The following is a 16,174-nucleotide window of genomic DNA, read 5'->3' as shown; positions in this document are numbered from 1 at the left end:
GGTGCGAGCAGGTGGGTGAATGGCGCGACGGTATCGCTCAGCCGCTGTCGCCGCCTGCCACCGGCACCACGCTACCGGTGATGTAGCTGGCATCGCGGGATGCCAGAAACAGGATCGGGCCGGCCTGCTCGTCGAGGGTGCCGTAGCGCCCCATGAAGCTGGTGGCCTTGGTCTGATCGATCAGCTGCTGGTACCACGCCTTCTCCTGCTCGCTGGGCTCGGCGCTGTTGCGCGGCGTCAGCCGCGGCGGCGCCTCGGTACCGCCGGGGGCGGTGGCGTTGACGCGAATGCCGTACTCGGCGTACTCGAAGGCCAGCGCCACGGTCATGGCGTTGACCCCGCCCTTGGCCGCGGCGTAGGGCACCCGATTGATGCCGCGGGTGGCCACCGAGGAGACGTTGACGATGTTGCCCTGGCTCGCCAGCAGATAGGGCAGCGCCGCACGACAGCACCACAGGGTGGGAAACAGCGAGCGGCGCACCTCGGCCTCGATCTGTTCAGGCGTGTAGTGGGCGTAGGGCTGGGCCCAGATGGTGCCGCCGACGTTGTTGATCAGCACGTCGAGCCGACCATAGTGCTCCTGCACCTGGCGCATCGTTCCCTCGGCGCCCTCCCAGGCTTCCAGATCGGCCTGGATGGCGATCGCCTCGATGCCCGCCTCGCGCAGCTCGGCCGCCACCCGCTCGACGTGCTCGGCGCGGTCCACCAGCGCCAGCCGGGCGCCCTCGGCCCCGGCACGTTCGGCGACGCGCTTACCGATGCCCTGAGCGGCGCCGGTGATCACCATCGTCTGGTCCTGGAATCGGGCGCTCATGCCACCGCCTCCTTCTTGGCGTCTTGCGGGGCCAGGCTCGGGGCGAACTTCTCGTAGTGGAAGCTGGCCGGGGCGATGCCCTGCTCGCGGAAGTGGGCGAGCACCGCATCGACCATCGGCGGCGGCCCGCACAGGTAGACGTCGACCTCGCCGTCGTGCAGCAGCTCGGGGGCCATGTGGTGGGTCACGTAGCCCTTGCGCATGTGCTCGCTCGCCGCATCGGCGACCACCGTGGTGTAGGCGAAGTCGGGCAGCGCCTCGACGAAGCCGTCGAGCTCGTCGAGCTTGACCAGGTGATCGTCGACGTTCACGCCGTAGAGCAGCCGCACCGGCTGGTCGCAGCCCTGCTCCTGCAGCTGGCGCAACATGGCCAGGAACGGCGCCAGGCCGGTACCGCCGGCCAGCATCAGCACCGGGCGTCTGACCTCGCGCAGGTAGAAGCTACCCATCGGCCCGGTCAGAGTCAGGGCGTCCTCGGGCTTGGCCGCACCGCTGAGATAGCCGCTCATCAGGCCGTTCGGCACGTTGCGGATGAGGAAGGTCGCGCGGCGCTCGCCGGGCAGCGAGCTGAACGAGTAGGAGCGGGTCTCGTCGCTGCCCGGGACCTGGATGTTGACGTACTGGCCCGGCAGGAAGACCAACCCCTCGCCTTCATTGAGATCGACAACTAGCTCGAAGCTGTCCTCGGAGAGACGCTCGACCTCGGCGACCCGGGCCGGAAACTCGCCCACCGCGGTCTTGCACAGGGTCGAGGCCGCCGGTACCTGCACCACGCAGTCCGAAGAGGGCACCATCTGGCAGGTCAGCACCTTGCCCTCGGCGAGTTCCTCGTCGGAGAGCGCCTCGTCGATATACTCGTCGCCGAGATCGAACTCACCCTGCTCGCAGTGCCCCTTGCAGGTGCCGCAGACCCCGTCGGAGCAGTCCATCGGCAGGTTGACCTTGTGGCGGTAGGCGGCGTCGAGCACCGTCTCTCCTGCGTTGCAGGTGATGAAGCGGGTCACGCCGTCCTCGAAGTTGAGTGCGATGGTATAGCTCATGGTCGTCTCCTCCCCCACCGGGTTCACGATCGTTCAGACGTGATACACGTCGATGACCTGGTGGATGTAGTCGTTGTTGAGCACCACCTTCTTGCTGACGATACGCGGCTCGCCGCCGCTCACGTCCAGGGTGTAGAAGGAGCTGCCGAAGTAGCCGTCGGTCTGCTTGTAGCGGTGGCTCAGGGTGTGCCAGTTGAAGCGCAGCTCGACCGTATCGCCAGTCTGAGAGAGCACCTCCAGATTGGAGATCTGGTGCGTGGTACGCGGCTCGGGGGTGCTGGCGCCGCTGCGCTCGGTCTTGATGCGATAGACGCGATCCTCGAGCCCTTCCCGGCTGGGGTAGTAGATCAGCGAGATCTCGCGCTGCGGGTCCTCGGTCAGCCGGTCGTCGTCGTCCCAGGCCGGCATCCAGAACACCGCGTCCTTGCGGTAGCACGCCAGCCACTCGTCCCACTGGCGGTCGTCGAGCAGGCGCGCCTCGCGATAGAGGAAGGCCTGGATGTCGTGATAGCTGATGCTCATGTCGTTTCTCCCCGTCTCGGTAAGGCCTGGCTCAGGCGCTCTGGGTGGCGATGAACTGGCCGCGCTCGCGTTCGATGGCACGCAGCATTTCCTGGACCCAGTGCTTGTGGTGCAGCACGTAGAGCCCTTCGTCCTCGGGGGAGGCACCGCTGAGCAGCGGCTTCATGTCGATGGCCTTCGCGTTGTCGTCGGCGCCCTCGACCCACTGTTTGGCGCCGCGGGAGAGGTCGTTCCACTCGGCGGCCTCGCCGGCGTAGCCGTTCTGGCAGGCGCGGAACTCTTCCAGGTCGTCGGGGGTGCCCATGCCGCTGACGTTGAAGAAGTCCTCGTACTGGCGGATGCGCAGGGCGCGGTTCTCGGCGGACTCGCCCTTGGGCGCGAAGCAGTAGATGGTGACCTCGCTCTTGTCCACGGCGATGGGCCGGATCACGCGGATCTGGGTGGAGAACTGGTCCATCAGGTAGACGTTGGGGTAGAGGCAGAGATTGCGCGTCTGGTTGACGATGGAATCGGCCCGCGCCTCGCCGAACGCCTGCTCGATCCACTCTTTCTGTGAGTAGACCGGGCGCACCTCGGGGTTGAGCAGGCGGGTCCACAGCATCATGTGGCCGTGGTCGTAGGAGTAGAAGCCGCCCTGGCTCTTCGACCAGCCGTCGGCGTCCACCGCCTTGGTGCCGCCGGCGTCGTAGTTGCGGCGATCCATGGTCGAGGCGTAGTTCCAGTGCACGGTGCTGACGTGGTAACCGTCGGCACCGTTCTCGGCGCCCAGCTTCCAGTTGCCGTTGAAGGTGTAGGAGGAGGTGCCGCGCAGCACCTCGAGTCCTTGCGGCGCCTGATCGACGATGTTGTCGATGATCTTGCGGGTCTCGCCCAGGTACTCCTCCAGCGGCAGCACGTCGGCGCTCAGGCTGCCGAACAGGAAGCCGCGATAGCTCTCGAAGCGCGGCAGGCGCTTGAGGTCGTGGGAACCCTCCTGCTTGAAGCCCTCCGGGTAGGCGCCGGTCTTCTCGTTCTTGGCCTTGAGCAGCTTGCCGTCGTTCTTGAAGGTCCAGCCGTGGAACGGACAGGTGAAGGTGCCCTTGTTGCCCTGCTTGCGCCGGCACAGGGTCGCGCCGCGGTGGGCGCAGGCGTTGATCAGGCCGTGCAGTTCGCCGTTCTTGTCGCGGGTGATGACCACCGGCTGACGGCCCATGGTCACGGTGAAGTAGTCGCCCGGCTCCGCGACCTGGCTCTCGTGGGCCAGGAACAGCCAGTTGCCCTCGAAGATGTGCTTCATCTCCAGTTCGAAGAAGGCCGGGTCGGTGAACATGCTGCGGTGGCAGCGGAAGATACCGCTCTCGGCGTCGTCGACGACGGCACCGCGAACGCGTTTCTCGAGACGATCAAGCTGTGCGGTCATGGCTCCAACTCCTCGTTGCTCTTGTCAGGGACGAGGCTCCCCTACCCACCGGCGGGGGCCGGCGGGCGGAGCGCTTCGTGTCGTCAGTCAGGTAGCGTCGGTTGCGGCCGCTCAGGCCTCGACGGGCTCGCGCTTGGCCGCTGTCGCCTCGTCTTCCAGCGCCCGCGGGCGCTTGTGGCGGCTCTGCTGCTCGGGGTCGGCGGTGGGCGCCAGCTCGACGTCGAACACCACCTCGGTGAAGGGCGCCTCGAGCCCGCGCTTGGCGGCCTCGGCGGCGTCTTCGATGCGGGTGGCGTCGACCACCAGCTCCTCCCGGGTGGCGAAGGCGAAGTCGTCCCAGGTGTACTCGTCGCCGGCCAGGTTGATCTGGGTGGTCAGGTGACGATGGCCGGGCGCGGAGACGAAGAAGTGGATGTGCGCCGGACGCTGGCCATGACGACCCAGCAGCTTGAGCACCTGATCGGTGGGGCTGCCGGCCGGCACGCCGTAGCCGGAGGGGATGATGCTGCGGGCGCGGTAACGGCCCTCGGCGTCGGCGATGATGGTGCGGCGCAGGTTGTACTGCGACTGCGAGGGATCGAAGAAGGAATAGCCGCCCTTGGAGTCGGCGTGCCAGATCTCCACCTGGGCGCCGGCCACCGGCTTGCCCTGGGTGTCGCACACCTGGCCGGTCAGCCACATCACCTCGGCATCGACGTCGCTGCCGTCGTCCATGCGCGCCTCGCCTTCGCTCACCGGTGCGCCGGCCACGTAAAGCGGACCTTCGATGGTACGCGGCGTGCCGCCGGTCAGGCCGGCCTGTTCGTCGGCGGCGTCCATGCGCATGTCGAGGTAGTGGTCGAAGCCGAGCCCCGGAGCCAGCAGGCCGAACTGGCTCTCCTTGCCCAGCTCGTTGAGCAGGCTCACAGCCGACCAGAACTCTTCGGGGCTGACGTCGAAGTCGTCGATCAGGCGGTACACGTCGGAGAGCAGGCGATGCAGGATCTGCTTGCCACGGTGGCTGCCGCCCTGCTGGTCGAAGCCGGCCACGGCCTTGAGAAAGTTCTGCACGTCGGGGGTGTCATGGATCTTCACGGTCATGGGTCTGTCCTCGTTGTCGTTGGGTGCCCCGCGGGGCTGGCGTGCTGCTCGATCAGCTGTCGTCGTCGCGTATGGATGACGGATGGCGGCACAGCGGCTTGACGCTGATCTCCATCCACGGGAAGAGCGGCAGGCCCGCGACCAGCTCCTGCAACTCGGCGTTGTCACGCACGTCGAAGATGCTGACGTTGGCGTAGCTGCCAGCGACCCGCCACAGGTGGCGCCACTTACCCTGACGCTGCAGCTCCTGGGCGTACTCCTTCTCGCGCGCCTTGATCGCGGCGGCCTCGTCGGCCGGCATCGCCGGCGGCAGCTTGACGGTCATTTCCACTTGGAAAAGCATGCGTTTCTCCTCAACGGCGGGTGTAGTGGGCGAGCTTGTCTTCATCCAGGGTGACGCCCAGCCCCGGACCTTTCGGCAGCGCGACGCCGAACTCGCCGTAGGCCAGCGGCTCGGCGACGATGTCGTCCTTGAGCAGCAGCGGGCCGAACATCTCGCTGCCCCAGGCCAGCTCGGGCAGCGTGGCCCAGGCGTGCAGCGAGGCGGCAGTGCCGATGCTGCCCTCCAGTAGGGTGCCGCCGTAGAGGCCGATGCCGGCGGCCTGGGCCACCTCGGCCAGCGCCAGGGCGCCGCGCGGGCCGCCGGCCTTGGCGATCTTCAGCGCATAGGCGCCGCTGAAGCCGGCGGCGGCCAAAGCGAAGCCGTCGCGGGCGTCGGCCACCGCCTCGTCGGCCAGCATCGGCACCTCGAAGCGCTTGGCCAGGCGCACCAGCCCGGCATGCTCGCGGGCGGAGACCGGCTGCTCGATCAGCTCGATACCGGCGGCCTGCAGCGCGGCGATACCGCGCACGGCGGTGCTCTCGCTCCAGGCCTGGTTGACGTCGACGCGCACGCTGGCCCGTTCGCCCAGCGCCGCCTTGATCGCGGCCACGTGGCGCACGTCGTCGTCCACGGCGTTGGCGCCGATCTTGAGCTTGAAGTCGCAGTGGCGGCGCTGTTCCAGGCGCTGGAAGGCCTCGTCGATGTCGCGGGCGGTATCGCCGCTGGCCAGGGTCCACAGCACCGGCAGATGGTCGTGGCGCGCACCGCCGAGCAGCTCGGCCATGGGCAAGCCGAGGCGCTTGCCCTGGGCGTCGAGCAGCGCGGTCTCCAGCGCCGACTTGGCGATGGCGTTGCCGCGGGCGTGGCGGTCGAGGCGGGCACGCAGCACGGCGACGGCGTCCGCCGGCTGGCCGATCAGCAGCGGCGCCAGGTAGCTGTCGATGTTGCGCTTGATGCTCTCGGGGCTCTCGGGGCCGTAGGCCAGCCCGCCGATGGTGGTGCCCTCGCCCAGGCCCTCGACGCCGTCGGAGTCGCGCAGACGCACGATGACCAGCGTCTGGCAGGCCATGGTGGTCATGGAGAGCTTGTGAGGGCGGATGGTCGGCAGATCGACCAGCAGCGTTTCGATGGACTCGATGACAGATGACATGCGCGCTCCGGCGGTTCGGTGTTTCGATACCATGGCAGTCTGATTGCCACGGCGCGGCCGAACCAATATCGTTTAGGTCCCGAGCCATACCCTGGAGGTATCATGGAGCTGCGACATCTACGCTATTTCTGCATGGTCGCGGAGGAGCTCAACCTGACCCGAGCGGCCGCCAAGCTGCACATGGCACAGCCGCCTTTATCACGACAGATCAAGCAGTTGGAGAGCGAAGTCGGTGCCGAGCTGTTCGAGCGCAGCGCGCGCGGACTGCGTCTGACGCCGGCGGGCCAGTTCTTCCATGAGCATACCCTGCAGATACTGGACAAGGTCGACACCACCGTTGCCGCGACCCAGCGTCTGGCCCGTAGCAAGCGCGTGATGTTCGGCATCGGTTTCGTGCCGTCGGTGTTCTACGGGCAGCTTCCGCTGCTGGTGAGGGAATTACGACAAAAGGATAACGTCGAGCTGGTGCTGGCCGAGCTGACCACGGTGCAGCAGATGAAGGCGCTCAAGAGCGGGCGCATCGACCTGGGTTTCGGTCGCATGCGCATCGACGACCCCGACGTGGAGCAGGAGAACCTGTTCGACGAGCCGCTGATGGCCGCCCTGCCCGAAGGCCACCCGCTGGCCGATACCAAGCCGACCCTGGCCCAGCTCGCCGAGTACCCGCTGGTGCTGTTTCCAGCCCAGCCGCGCCCGAGCCTGGCCGACATGACGCTGGGGCTGTTTCGCCGCCGCGGGCTCAAGGTCACCGTGGCCCAGGAGGCCAACGAGCTGCAGACGGCGCTGGCGCTGGTCGCCTCGGAGATCGGCATCACCCTGGTGCCGGAGCAGGTCAAGCGCGTGCAGCGCGACGGCATCGTCTACGTCTACCTCGCCGACCCGGGCCTCACCTCGCCGGTGATCTGCAGCCGGCGCAAGGGCGAAGCGCCTTCGCCGATCATGCAGGCGGCCAATGCCATCCTCGAGGTGCTGGTGGAGAACCGCCGCAGTGGGCGCTATCCGTAGCGGGCCGGAGTGTCAGTTTTCCCCGCACTCGCCAAGCGCCAGGTAGTAGGCCTCTTGGGCGTCTTCGGCCTTGTCGAGGCGACACATCGTGAAGCCTTCGCAGGTAATGGAGCCTCGCTCGAAATCGGCGCCATTGACGACGACCGTCGGCCTGGACGAGTACGGCCGGGGAAACTCGACCCACTCACGGGCTTCCCGCAGCACGACATGCGAGCGCGCCACCTGTAGCCCGCTCTTGAAGCGATACCAATACCCGTCGTCGTTGGAGCCACTCTCCTGTGCATCACCCGCCAGGTCCAGCCCGAACACCTCATCCCTGACGGTCTCCCGCCGCTTGGTCCTGGCGGAGCCCGGCCCCGACTTGACCGAAATCGAGAACCCGAGCCCGGGAACGCGAACTTCGTTCGGCAAGTAGCCTTCATGCAACAGATAGGAGATGAGTGCCAGGCCCAGGAATGTTGCCATCCCGGGGCTCATGGCCAGTCTGGGCTCGTGCAGCACGTATTCGAGCAGAGCGCCGACGATCAGGAGTACCGTCACGACCAGCATCGGGTTGTCGGTGAGAGCCTTCCTGGCCTTGCGCATAACGCCTCCTTGCCACTCGATCCCTTGCAGTCTGGTTCAAGACAGACGTGCTGTCGTCGCCACCGCCAGGCACGATGCCCGGCTGCCGTGACGCGACAGCACCGTGAACTCCTCGAGCCGCAGGCCGGCGGCGTCGAGCTGCGCCTTGAAGGCATCCTCGTAGGTCACCCGGCCGAAGTCGATGCTGGTGAGCCGCTTGAGCATGGGCTTGAGCCACTCCATCCCACAGGAGGGCCGCAGTTGGATGGTCTGGGTGAAATAGAGCCGTCCGCCCGGGTTCAACAGTGCCGCGCAGTGGCGAAGTGCCCGCTCGGGCTCCGGCAGCAGCATCAGACTGGCCGAGAAATAGGCTGCATCGTAGGGGCCACCGTCATGGTCGTAGACGGACTCGAGACGCACCTCGGCATGGGCACAGAGCGACTCCTCCTCCAGCCGGCGCTGGGCGCGGTCGATGTAGTCGGCATCGATGTCGATACCGGTGATGCGCAGCCCCTTGCGCCTCACCGTCTCGGCATTGGCCGCCAGCGCCCCGGCCGTGCCGACCCCGACGTCCAGCAGGGCCGCCTCCTCGGGCAGCCGTTCGAGCACCGCGGCGTACCAACGGGAAGTCAGCTTCAGGATCAGGGCGTCGTAGATCAGGCTGCGCAGCATGGTTCAGCGGCCACGCCTGGCAAAGAAGGCGTCGATGGCACCCTGCGCCTCCGGCGAGCCGCAGCGCTCGAGCAAGCGTCGCTCCTCTCTGGCGAAAGCGCCTTCGACGGCAGCGTCGTCACTCTCACGCAGCAGCGCCTTGATGGCGAGCAGCGTATCGAAGGGCTTGGCCACGAGCCGTTCGGCACAGTCGAGCGCCTGCATCAGCGCCTTGCCGTCGGGGGCGACGTCGGTGATCAGGCCCAGCTCACCGGCACGGGCCGCGGTGAACGGCTGGCCCAGCATCAGCATCGCCGTGGTGGCCTTGCCGCCGGCCAGGCGCGGCAGCAGGTAGGTAGTGGCGCCCAGCGGCGTCAGGGCCAGGTTGACGAAAGGCAGGCAGAAGCGGGTCGAGTGACCGGCATAGGCGAAGTCGCAGTGCAGCAGGATCGACGTGCCGAGCCCCAGCGCCAACCCCTCGGCGGCGGCCACCACGGGTTTGGGAAAGGCACGCAAGCGGCGCAGAAAGGCAATGGCCGGCACGCTTTCGGCATTGGCCAGTGCCTTGTAATCGTTCAGGTCGTTGCCGGCGGTGAAGCAGTTCTCGCTGCCGGTGATGACCAGCACCTTGACCTCGGCGTCCGCCTCGGCCGCATCGAGCGCTTCGATCAACCGCGCATAGCTCGCCGCGTCCAGAATGTTGCGCCGCTCGGGACAGCTGATTCTGAGCAGCTCGATACCGCCCTCACGACGTGACGTGGTGATGTCGGTTGCCATGATCCGCACTCCTCTCACACCCAATGCCTGACCACAGCATAAGAAAAAATTAATAAGTAAGCTAAGTTTTCGAGCCGCGCCGTGTCCTGCCTTTCACAGCGTTCGGATCAAGCGAGCCGCCGCACTCTTGCCGGCATTCAGCGCTTCATGTCTCTTCCTTGCTTACCCGTTTGCATCCCTCTTCGGCGTCATGCCGCTCAAACCCAGACGTCGTTCAAGGCAGTGCGTTCGCCTCCCGCATTGCCGGTATTGAGAACCCCGCGCGGCTCGATCAGCATCACTTCCGCTTCCTCCTCGGCATAGGGTTTGTGCTCCACCCCCTTGGGAACGACGTACATCTGCCCCGCCGCCAGATGCACCGCACCGTCGCGAAAGTCGATGCGCAAATTGCCCTTGATGACGATGAAGGTTTCGTCGGTGTCAGGGTGGTCGTGCCAGACGAACTCTCCCTTCAGCTTCACGACCTTGAACTGGTAGTCGTTCATCTCTGCCACGACTCTTGGCGACCACTGCTCATCGACAAGGCTGAGCTTCTGGCCGATATCTATTGCCGTATATTCCCTCGTCTCCATTTCTCCCCCCTTGTTGTTCGGTTACGCCGTTTCTTGGCGCTATTCGAAAAGTAGACCATCGGGGCGAAGGAGATAGGCCTCTCCCGGTTTGAAGGCCCGGGTACGAGAAGTGTCCAGACTAGCCCTCTCGTGCCCATTGATGACGCGGGGCACGCCGACCGTGGCGCCGTGCTGCCAGTCGTGCCTCTGCCCGCTCCTGCAGCTGCGGCAAGGAAAGGCACTCCAGATGCAGCGCCCATTCGCGGCGCAGCCCTTCGTCGAAGGGTTGGTAAACGGCGGTCTTCAACGCTTTGAACAGTCTGGCGCAGGCCGGGTTGTCACGCGCCTCGTCAGGTAGCGCGAGGCTCTGGCGCTCGAGCCAACCGGCCGCATCGGCAACGGGCACCTTGATGCGCCGGTCGCGGGTTCGTCTCACCCCCTGCGCCGCCAGCTTCCACGCCTCGGCCTGCTGCTGCGCCTCCACGTGCAGCCGCGGCGTCACGGCATCGATGAGCCCCAGCCGTCGTGCCTGGGTCGCCCCGATGGTCTCACCCGAGAGCAGCAGGTGCAGCGCGGCGGTCAGCCCCATCAACCGGGGCAGCCGCTGGGTGCCGCCGGCGCAGGGAATCAAGCCCAGGGCGATCTGCGGCAACCCCAGGCGCAGCTCGGGCGGACCTAACCGGTAGTGACAGGCCATGGCCAGCTCCAGGCCGCCGCCGAGTACCGCACCGTGCAGCCAGGCCACGCAGGGTTTGGTGCCGCTCTCAATGGCCAGTGTCAGCTCAGGCAGGGAGGGCGCTTCATGCAGCCGGTCGAGCTCGCCCATGTCGGCGCCCGCCGAGAAGCAGCGGCCTCCCGCCTTGAGCAGGATCCACCTCACCTTCGGGTCGTTCTCGGCTTCGATGAGGGCCCGGCGCAGCTCGCTGCGCAGCCGCTGGGTCAAGGCATTGACCGGCGGGTTGAACAGAGTGATCCGCGCGCAGTCGCCCTCGCGAATCAAGGTCACGGCTCGGCTCATGGCTCGTCTCGCTGTGTGATTAAAGGGCCAGCTCTTGCAGCATTACTGACAACTTATTGTCACAGCTACTTCTTCGCGACATTGCCAGCTCATGGAGAGAGTTTAGCCAAACCAAAATAAAAGACAATGTATTGACATAAAATTTCGACTCGCCTAGCTTGAGCCTCAAGACGCGCCGAGCCGCACCAAGCACCGGCGCCCGCCACAACAACGAAACAACGGCAACATCAGGAGCTCGTATGGCTATCGAGACGAATCTGACTCCCGAGCGCAGGCAAGCGATGGTCGCGCTAGGCGCCTGGAATGACATGCTCTTGACAGATTATCTGGATGAGGCCGTGGCCAGCGCCGCCGGTCGCCCGGCCATCGTCACCTACCGCGTGGCCGAAGGCAGCCATGACTCGCTGTCCTACGCCGAACTGAACGAGAAGGTCACCCGCATGGCGGCGGGTTTGGCCGGCCTGGGCGTGGCCAAGGGCGACGTGGTCTCCTGCCAGCTGCCCAACTGGTGGCAGATGACCGCGCTACACCTGGCCTGCATTCGTATCGGCGCAGTGCTCAATCCGCTGATGCCGATCTTCCGCGAACACGAGCTGCGCTTCATGCTGGCCCAGGCCGAGAGCAAGGTATTCGTCGTGCCCGGCGTGTTTCGCGGCTTCGATCACGCCGCCATGGCCCGGGGGCTGAAGGCTGAACTCACCGCCCTCGAACAGGTGCTGGTGGTAGGCGGCGAAGGGACGGACAGCTTCGAGAACACCCTGCTGGAGCGCGCCTGGGAGCGGGAAACGGATACCGCCGCGCTGTTCCGCGAACGCCGCCCTGGCGGCGACGACGTGGTGCAGCTGCTCTACACCTCCGGCACCACCGGCAAGCCCAAGGGGGTGATGCACACCTCCAACACCCTGGTGAGCCACATCCGCCCCTTCGCCACCCGGCTGGGGCTGGGCAACGACGACACGGTGTTCATGCCCTCGCCGCTGGCGCACCAGCTCGGCTTTCTCTACGGCCTGATGCTGCCCGTCTACCTCCAGGCCACCGCGGTGCTGCAGGACACCTGGAAACCGGCCGAGGCCGTCGACATCATTCGTGCCGAGCGGCCCAGCCTGATGCTCGGCTCCACGCCCTTCCTGGCCGACATCGCCGAGCAGGCCGAGGCCCACGGTCCTGACCTGCAGTCGCTCAAGCTGTTCATGTGTGCCGGCGCACCGATTCCCAGCCCGCTGGTGGAGAAGGCCGCACGCAACCTGCCGACGCGCATCATCTCCGCCTGGGGAATGACCGAGAACGGCGCGGTGACCACCACTCGCCCCGGCGACGCCCCCTCTCGCGCCGTGCACACCGACGGCCTGCCCCTGCCCTTCATGGAGCTGAAAGTCACCGACCTGGAGGGCAATACCCTGCCGCCCGGCCAGGAGGGGCCTCTCTATGTTCGTGGCGCCAGCCTGTTCGTCGGCTACTTCAAGCAGCCGGCGCTCTACGGCGTCGACGCCGAGGGCTGGTTTCCCACCGGCGACCTGGCCCGCCTCGACGAGCAGGGCTATGTGCGCATCACCGGACGTTCCAAGGACGTGGTGATCCGCGGCGGCGAGAACATTCCCATCGTCGACATCGAAAACGCGCTCTACCAGCACCCGGCAATCCAGGCCGTGGCCCTGGTGGGCCGTCCCGACGAGCGCCTGGGCGAGCGGCTGTGCGCCTACGTCACCCTAAAGGAAGGCGTCGAGTCGCTGACGCTCACGGATGTCATCGCCTTTCTCAGCGAGCGCCAGGTGACACGCCAGTACCAGCCGGAGTTCCTGGTGGTGCTCGACGAGCTGCCGCGCACGCCCTCGGGAAAGATCCAGAAATTCAAGCTACGCGAGCAGGCCACCCAGAACGTGGCGTGACGCGAGGCCGTCGCCTACCCAATCCGCAACGAGAGAGAGCTGCATGAGAGGACTTCAGGACAAGACCGTCATCGTCACCGGTGGCGGCGGCGGCATCGGCCGCGCAGTGTGTTGCCGCTTCGCCGCGGAAGGCAGCAAGGTGGCGGTGCTCGACCGCGATCTCGACGCCGCCCGCCGCACCGTGGAGGTGATCGCCGAAGCCGGCGGCCAGGCCCGCGCCTATGGCGCCGACATCACCGACTACGCCGCCATCGTCGACACGGTCGAGCGCCTCGAGGCCGAACTCGGCGTGCCCCGGGTACTGGTCAACAACGCCGGCTTCGATCGCTTCATGCCGTTCCTCAAGACCGAGCCGGCGCTGTGGGAGTCGCTGATCGCGGTGAACCTCACCGGCGCGCTCAATATGCACCACGTAGTGCTGCCGCGGATGATCGAGGCCGGCGGCGGCAAGGTGATCAACGTCGCTTCCGACGCCGCCCGGGTCGGCTCCTCCGGCGAAGCCGTCTACGCCGCCTGCAAGGCCGGCCTGCTGGGGCTGAGCAAGACCCTGGCCCGGGAGCTCGCGACCAAGGGCGTGACCCTCAACGTGGTCTGCCCGGGCCCCACCGACACTGCGCTGCTGCAGGGCTTTGCCGAGACCTCACGCGACCCGGAGAAGCTGCTCGAGGCGTTCCGCAACGCGGTGCCCATGCGCCGTATCGGCCAGCCCGAGGACTACCCGGGAATCATCGCCCTGCTCGCCAGCGACGACGCCGATTTCATCACCGGCCAGGTCATCAGCGTTTCCGGCGGCCTCACGATGGCGGGCTGACGCCCCCGCGACGCTTTCAGCCCCACAACGCTTTCAGGAAGACACTCATGACACTGCAGACACCGAACTACGAAGACGTTCTCTATGACGTCACCGACGGCGTGGCGACCATCACCATCAACCGCCCGGAGCGCTACAACGCCTTCCGTGGCCAGACCTGCATGGAGCTGCTCGACGCCTTCAACCGCGCCGGCTGGGACAAATCGGTGGGCGTGATCGTGCTCACCGGCGCCGGCGACAAGGCGTTCTGCACCGGCGGTGACCAGGGCGCCCACGAGGGCCAGTACGACGGCCGCGGCATCATCGGCCTGCCGGTGGAGGAGCTGCAGACGCTGATCCGCCAGGTGCCCAAGCCGGTGATTGCCCGGGTCAACGGCTTCGCCATCGGCGGCGGCCATGTGCTGCACGTGGTGTGCGATCTCTCCATCGCTGCCGAGACTGCCATCTTCGGCCAGGTGGGCCCCAAGGTGGGCTCGGTGGACCCGGGCTTCGGCACCGCCTACCTCGCCCGGGTGATCGGCGAGAAGCGCGCCCGCGAGATCTGGTACCTGTGCCGCAAGTACAGCGCCGCCCAGGCGCTGGAGTGGGGCCTGGTCAACGCCGTGGTGCCGCCCGAGCAGCTCGACGAAGAGGTGCGCCGATGGTGCGACGAGATCCTCGAGAAGAGCCCCACCGCGCTTTCCATCGCCAAGCGCTCGTTCAATGCCGACAGCGAGAACATCGCCGGCATCGGCGCGCTGGGCATGCAGGCGCTGAGTCTCTACTACGAGACCGACGAGTCGCGGGAAGGGGTGGCCGCCTTCAAGGAGAAGCGCCGGCCCGAGTTCAGAAAGTTCTACAAGTGACGGCCCCTGCCGCGAGGATGACAGCATGAACTTTGCCTTTACCGAACAGCAGCAGGCCATTCGCGAGAGCGTGGCGCGGCTGGCCGCCGACGCCCTGGCCCCGCGCTACCGGGCCCGCGAGCAGGAGGCGCGCATCGAGCGCGAGATCGTCGTCCAGCTCGGCGAGATGGGCTGTCTGGGCGGCGAGCTGCCCGAGGCGTACGGCGGCAGCGGCCTGGACTGCGTGACCAGCGGCATCATCGTCGAGGAGATCGCCCGCGGCGACTTCAACGTCGCCTACCTGCCGCTGCTGGCCTCGCTCAACGGCCAGATCATCGCCCGCTACGCCCGCCCCGAGCTGGCCCGAGAGTGGCTCGGCGGCATCACCGCCGGGCGCAAGATCGCCTGTATTGCGCTGACCGAGCCCCACGGCGGTTCCGACGCCGCCAACCTCAAGCTCAAGGCCACCCGCGACGGCGAGCGCTTTCTGCTCAGCGGCGAAAAGACCTCGATCTCCATGGCCGACCAGGCCGACGTGGCGGTGGTATTCGCCCGCACCGGCACCCAGGAACAGCGCGCCAACGGCATCAGCGCCTTCCTGGTGCCGATGGATTCGCCCGGCATCTCCACCAGCCGCTTCGAGGACTCGGGACAGCGCGCCATTGGCCGGGGCTCGATTTTCTTCGACAATGTCGCGGTACCGGCCGATCACATGCTCGGCGACGAGGGGCAGGGCTTCAAGCAGGTGATGCAGGGCTTCGACTACAGCCGCGCGCTGATCGGCCTGCAGTGCCTGGCGGTGGCCCAACAGTCGCTGGACGAAACCTGGCAGTGGCTCACCGAGCGCGAGGCCTTCGGCCACAAGCTCGCCGCCTTCCAGGGCCTGACCCATCCGCTGGCGGAGTACCAGACCTACGTTCAGGCCGCCCGTCTGCAGTGCTACTACGCGCTGTGGCTGAAGGACAACGAACTGCCCCACACCAGCGAGGCGGCAATGAACAAGTGGTGGGGGCCGAAGCTCGCCTTCGACGTGGTCAAGCAGTGCATGCTGGCCCACGGCCATACCGGCTGGGGCGAGGACATGCCCTTCTCCCAGCGCATGCGCGACGTGCTGGGACTGCAGATCGGCGACGGTACCGCCCAAATCATGAAAAACATCATCGCCCGCCAGGCGGTGCCCAGATGACCAGCCTCATCGCGACCGGACGCCCTGACTCCCGCCTGGCGGCGCTGCTCGACAAAGGAGTGCCATCGATGGCGATTCAGGACGACAAGAGCGTGGCCAACCGGCTGTTCTTCCGTCTCTTCCAGGCCAGCAACATCCTGCAGAAGCAGACGGTGGGCCAGGTCGGCCTGAGCACGGTCCAGTGGGCCGTGCTCGGCGCCCTGTCGCGCAAGGGATATGAAGACGGCATCTCCTTCAATCAGCTCACCGAGTACCTGATCGTCAGCCGCCAGAACCTCGACGGCGTGCTCAAGCGGCTGGAGCGGGACGATCACGTCAAGCGCATCCCTCATCCCGACGACAAGCGCGCCCGGCTGATCCTGCTCACCGACAAGGGCCGCGCCTTCTGGGAGAGCCTGCAGCCGAAGATCCACGAGTTCTATGCCCAGGGGCTTGCCAACTTCACCTTCGACGAGACGGTGAGCCTGCTGCACTACCTCAACAAGTTCCAGAAGGACCTGGAGGCCATCGCCATGCAGGATGCCCCCACCGCCGAGCGCGAGGAGAGCTGAACCACCCAGAGCCCAAACGCACC

18 protein-coding genes are annotated in these 16,174 nt (G+C 66.7%); 6 read left to right on the top strand and 12 right to left on the bottom strand.

From position 1 onward, the window contains the following. Positions 1-37: 37 nt before the first annotated feature. From benD to C4S71_RS16140, 7 genes are all read right to left on the bottom strand, one after another. The gene (gene benD / locus C4S71_RS16170; protein ID WP_103969841.1) at positions 38-814 is read right to left on the bottom strand and encodes a benzoate diol dehydrogenase BenD; all 777 of its coding nucleotides are present in this window, start codon (positions 812-814) and stop codon (positions 38-40) included. Beyond that, the gene (benC, locus tag C4S71_RS16165) at positions 811-1,854 is read right to left on the bottom strand and encodes a benzoate 1,2-dioxygenase electron transfer component BenC (protein ID WP_103969840.1); all 1,044 of its coding nucleotides are present in this window, start codon (positions 1,852-1,854) and stop codon (positions 811-813) included. The genes benD and benC overlap by 4 nt, the downstream gene beginning before the upstream one ends. A 33-nt stretch (positions 1,855-1,887) precedes the next feature. Beyond that, positions 1,888-2,376: a benzoate 1,2-dioxygenase small subunit gene (gene benB, locus C4S71_RS16160; protein WP_103969839.1), complete on the bottom strand. Its 489-nt coding sequence runs from the start codon at positions 2,374-2,376 to the stop codon at positions 1,888-1,890. 31 nt (positions 2,377-2,407) lie between these two features. Beyond that, positions 2,408-3,775, bottom strand: coding sequence for a Rieske 2Fe-2S domain-containing protein (locus C4S71_RS16155; RefSeq protein WP_103969838.1), 1,368 nt, complete (start codon positions 3,773-3,775; stop codon positions 2,408-2,410). Between the two features lie 111 nt (positions 3,776-3,886). Continuing rightward, positions 3,887-4,855, bottom strand: coding sequence for a catechol 1,2-dioxygenase (gene catA / locus C4S71_RS16150; protein ID WP_103969837.1), 969 nt, complete (start codon positions 4,853-4,855; stop codon positions 3,887-3,889). Positions 4,856-4,907: 52 nt separating this feature from the next. After that, a complete protein-coding gene (gene catC / locus C4S71_RS16145; protein ID WP_103969836.1) occupies positions 4,908-5,198 on the bottom strand; it encodes a muconolactone Delta-isomerase in 291 nt (96 codons plus the stop codon). A 10-nt stretch (positions 5,199-5,208) separates the two neighbouring features. After that, positions 5,209-6,327 carry a muconate cycloisomerase family protein gene (locus tag C4S71_RS16140; RefSeq protein WP_103969835.1) on the bottom strand — a complete coding sequence of 373 codons (1,119 nt, stop codon included), beginning with the start codon at positions 6,325-6,327 and terminating at the stop codon, positions 5,209-5,211. A 102-nt stretch (positions 6,328-6,429) separates the two neighbouring features. On the opposite strand from C4S71_RS16140, the gene C4S71_RS16135 reads away from it, so the two are divergent. Beyond that, on the top strand, positions 6,430-7,332 hold the full coding sequence (locus C4S71_RS16135; RefSeq protein ID WP_103969834.1) for a LysR family transcriptional regulator: 903 nt from the start codon (positions 6,430-6,432) through the stop codon (positions 7,330-7,332). Between the two features lie 12 nt (positions 7,333-7,344). Here the strand turns inward: C4S71_RS16135 and C4S71_RS16130 are convergent, their stop codons facing one another. From C4S71_RS16130 to C4S71_RS16110, 5 genes are all read right to left on the bottom strand, one after another. Beyond that, complete coding sequence (locus C4S71_RS16130) at positions 7,345-7,917, bottom strand: hypothetical protein (protein WP_103969833.1); 573 nt, start codon at positions 7,915-7,917, stop codon at positions 7,345-7,347. 36 nt (positions 7,918-7,953) lie between these two features. After that, the gene (locus tag C4S71_RS16125) at positions 7,954-8,568 is read right to left on the bottom strand and encodes a class I SAM-dependent methyltransferase (protein ID WP_103969832.1); all 615 of its coding nucleotides are present in this window, start codon (positions 8,566-8,568) and stop codon (positions 7,954-7,956) included. Positions 8,569-8,571: 3 nt separating this feature from the next. Next, complete coding sequence (locus C4S71_RS16120) at positions 8,572-9,324, bottom strand: enoyl-CoA hydratase-related protein (protein WP_103969831.1); 753 nt, start codon at positions 9,322-9,324, stop codon at positions 8,572-8,574. Between the two features lie 197 nt (positions 9,325-9,521). Continuing rightward, a complete protein-coding gene (locus C4S71_RS16115; protein ID WP_103969830.1) occupies positions 9,522-9,896 on the bottom strand; it encodes a cupin domain-containing protein in 375 nt (124 codons plus the stop codon). Positions 9,897-10,014: 118 nt separating this feature from the next. Then, on the bottom strand, positions 10,015-10,893 hold the full coding sequence (locus C4S71_RS16110; protein WP_103969829.1) for an enoyl-CoA hydratase/isomerase family protein: 879 nt from the start codon (positions 10,891-10,893) through the stop codon (positions 10,015-10,017). Between the two features lie 239 nt (positions 10,894-11,132). On the opposite strand from C4S71_RS16110, the gene C4S71_RS16105 reads away from it, so the two are divergent. From C4S71_RS16105 to C4S71_RS16085, 5 genes are read left to right on the top strand one after another with little or no spacing between them, the layout of a single operon-like run. Then, entirely contained in the window at positions 11,133-12,779 is a 1,647-nt protein-coding gene (locus C4S71_RS16105; RefSeq protein WP_103969828.1) for an AMP-binding protein, read from the top strand. Between the two features lie 43 nt (positions 12,780-12,822). Then, entirely contained in the window at positions 12,823-13,590 is a 768-nt protein-coding gene (locus tag C4S71_RS16100) for an SDR family NAD(P)-dependent oxidoreductase (protein ID WP_103969827.1), read from the top strand. Positions 13,591-13,637: 47 nt separating this feature from the next. Continuing rightward, complete coding sequence (locus C4S71_RS16095) at positions 13,638-14,435, top strand: enoyl-CoA hydratase-related protein (protein ID WP_086508572.1); 798 nt, start codon at positions 13,638-13,640, stop codon at positions 14,433-14,435. A 25-nt stretch (positions 14,436-14,460) separates the two neighbouring features. Next, positions 14,461-15,600 (top strand): cyclohexanecarboxyl-CoA dehydrogenase, encoded by a 1,140-nt coding sequence (gene aliB / locus C4S71_RS16090; RefSeq protein WP_103969826.1) that lies wholly within the window; start codon positions 14,461-14,463, stop codon positions 15,598-15,600. Further along, positions 15,597-16,151 carry a MarR family winged helix-turn-helix transcriptional regulator gene (locus C4S71_RS16085; RefSeq protein ID WP_103969825.1) on the top strand — a complete coding sequence of 185 codons (555 nt, stop codon included), beginning with the start codon at positions 15,597-15,599 and terminating at the stop codon, positions 16,149-16,151. The genes aliB and C4S71_RS16085 overlap by 4 nt, the downstream gene beginning before the upstream one ends. The last annotated feature ends 23 nt before the right edge of the window (positions 16,152-16,174 follow it).

The sequence above is a fragment of the Billgrantia desiderata genome (assembly GCF_900108215.1).
Taxonomy (GTDB): Bacteria; Pseudomonadota; Gammaproteobacteria; order Pseudomonadales; family Halomonadaceae; genus Halomonas; species Halomonas desiderata.
This window is presented reverse-complemented; position numbering and strand designations above follow the sequence as displayed.

Bases quoted from the DNA above. Each gene is read 5' to 3' on its own strand.
- C4S71_RS16135 (WP_103969834.1), top strand. From the start codon at position 6,430: ATGGAGCTGCGACATCTACGCTATTTCTGCATGGTCGCGGAGGAGCTC.
- benB (WP_103969839.1), bottom strand. From the start codon at position 2,376: ATGAGCATCAGCTATCACGACATCCAGGCCTTCCTCTATCGCGAGGCG.
- benD (WP_103969841.1), bottom strand. From the start codon at position 814: ATGAGCGCCCGATTCCAGGACCAGACGATGGTGATCACCGGCGCCGCT.
- C4S71_RS16130 (WP_103969833.1), bottom strand. From the start codon at position 7,917: ATGCGCAAGGCCAGGAAGGCTCTCACCGACAACCCGATGCTGGTCGTG.
- C4S71_RS16115 (WP_103969830.1), bottom strand. From the start codon at position 9,896: ATGGAGACGAGGGAATATACGGCAATAGATATCGGCCAGAAGCTCAGC.
- C4S71_RS16110 (WP_103969829.1), bottom strand. From the start codon at position 10,893: ATGAGCCGAGCCGTGACCTTGATTCGCGAGGGCGACTGCGCGCGGATC.
- C4S71_RS16100 (WP_103969827.1), top strand. From the start codon at position 12,823: ATGAGAGGACTTCAGGACAAGACCGTCATCGTCACCGGTGGCGGCGGC.
- aliB (WP_103969826.1), top strand. From the start codon at position 14,461: ATGAACTTTGCCTTTACCGAACAGCAGCAGGCCATTCGCGAGAGCGTG.
- benC (WP_103969840.1), bottom strand. From the start codon at position 1,854: ATGAGCTATACCATCGCACTCAACTTCGAGGACGGCGTGACCCGCTTC.
- C4S71_RS16155 (WP_103969838.1), bottom strand. From the start codon at position 3,775: ATGACCGCACAGCTTGATCGTCTCGAGAAACGCGTTCGCGGTGCCGTC.
- C4S71_RS16095 (WP_086508572.1), top strand. From the start codon at position 13,638: ATGACACTGCAGACACCGAACTACGAAGACGTTCTCTATGACGTCACC.
- C4S71_RS16105 (WP_103969828.1), top strand. From the start codon at position 11,133: ATGGCTATCGAGACGAATCTGACTCCCGAGCGCAGGCAAGCGATGGTC.
- C4S71_RS16140 (WP_103969835.1), bottom strand. From the start codon at position 6,327: ATGTCATCTGTCATCGAGTCCATCGAAACGCTGCTGGTCGATCTGCCG.
- C4S71_RS16085 (WP_103969825.1), top strand. From the start codon at position 15,597: ATGACCAGCCTCATCGCGACCGGACGCCCTGACTCCCGCCTGGCGGCG.
- catA (WP_103969837.1), bottom strand. From the start codon at position 4,855: ATGACCGTGAAGATCCATGACACCCCCGACGTGCAGAACTTTCTCAAG.
- C4S71_RS16120 (WP_103969831.1), bottom strand. From the start codon at position 9,324: ATGGCAACCGACATCACCACGTCACGTCGTGAGGGCGGTATCGAGCTG.
- catC (WP_103969836.1), bottom strand. From the start codon at position 5,198: ATGCTTTTCCAAGTGGAAATGACCGTCAAGCTGCCGCCGGCGATGCCG.
- C4S71_RS16125 (WP_103969832.1), bottom strand. From the start codon at position 8,568: ATGCTGCGCAGCCTGATCTACGACGCCCTGATCCTGAAGCTGACTTCC.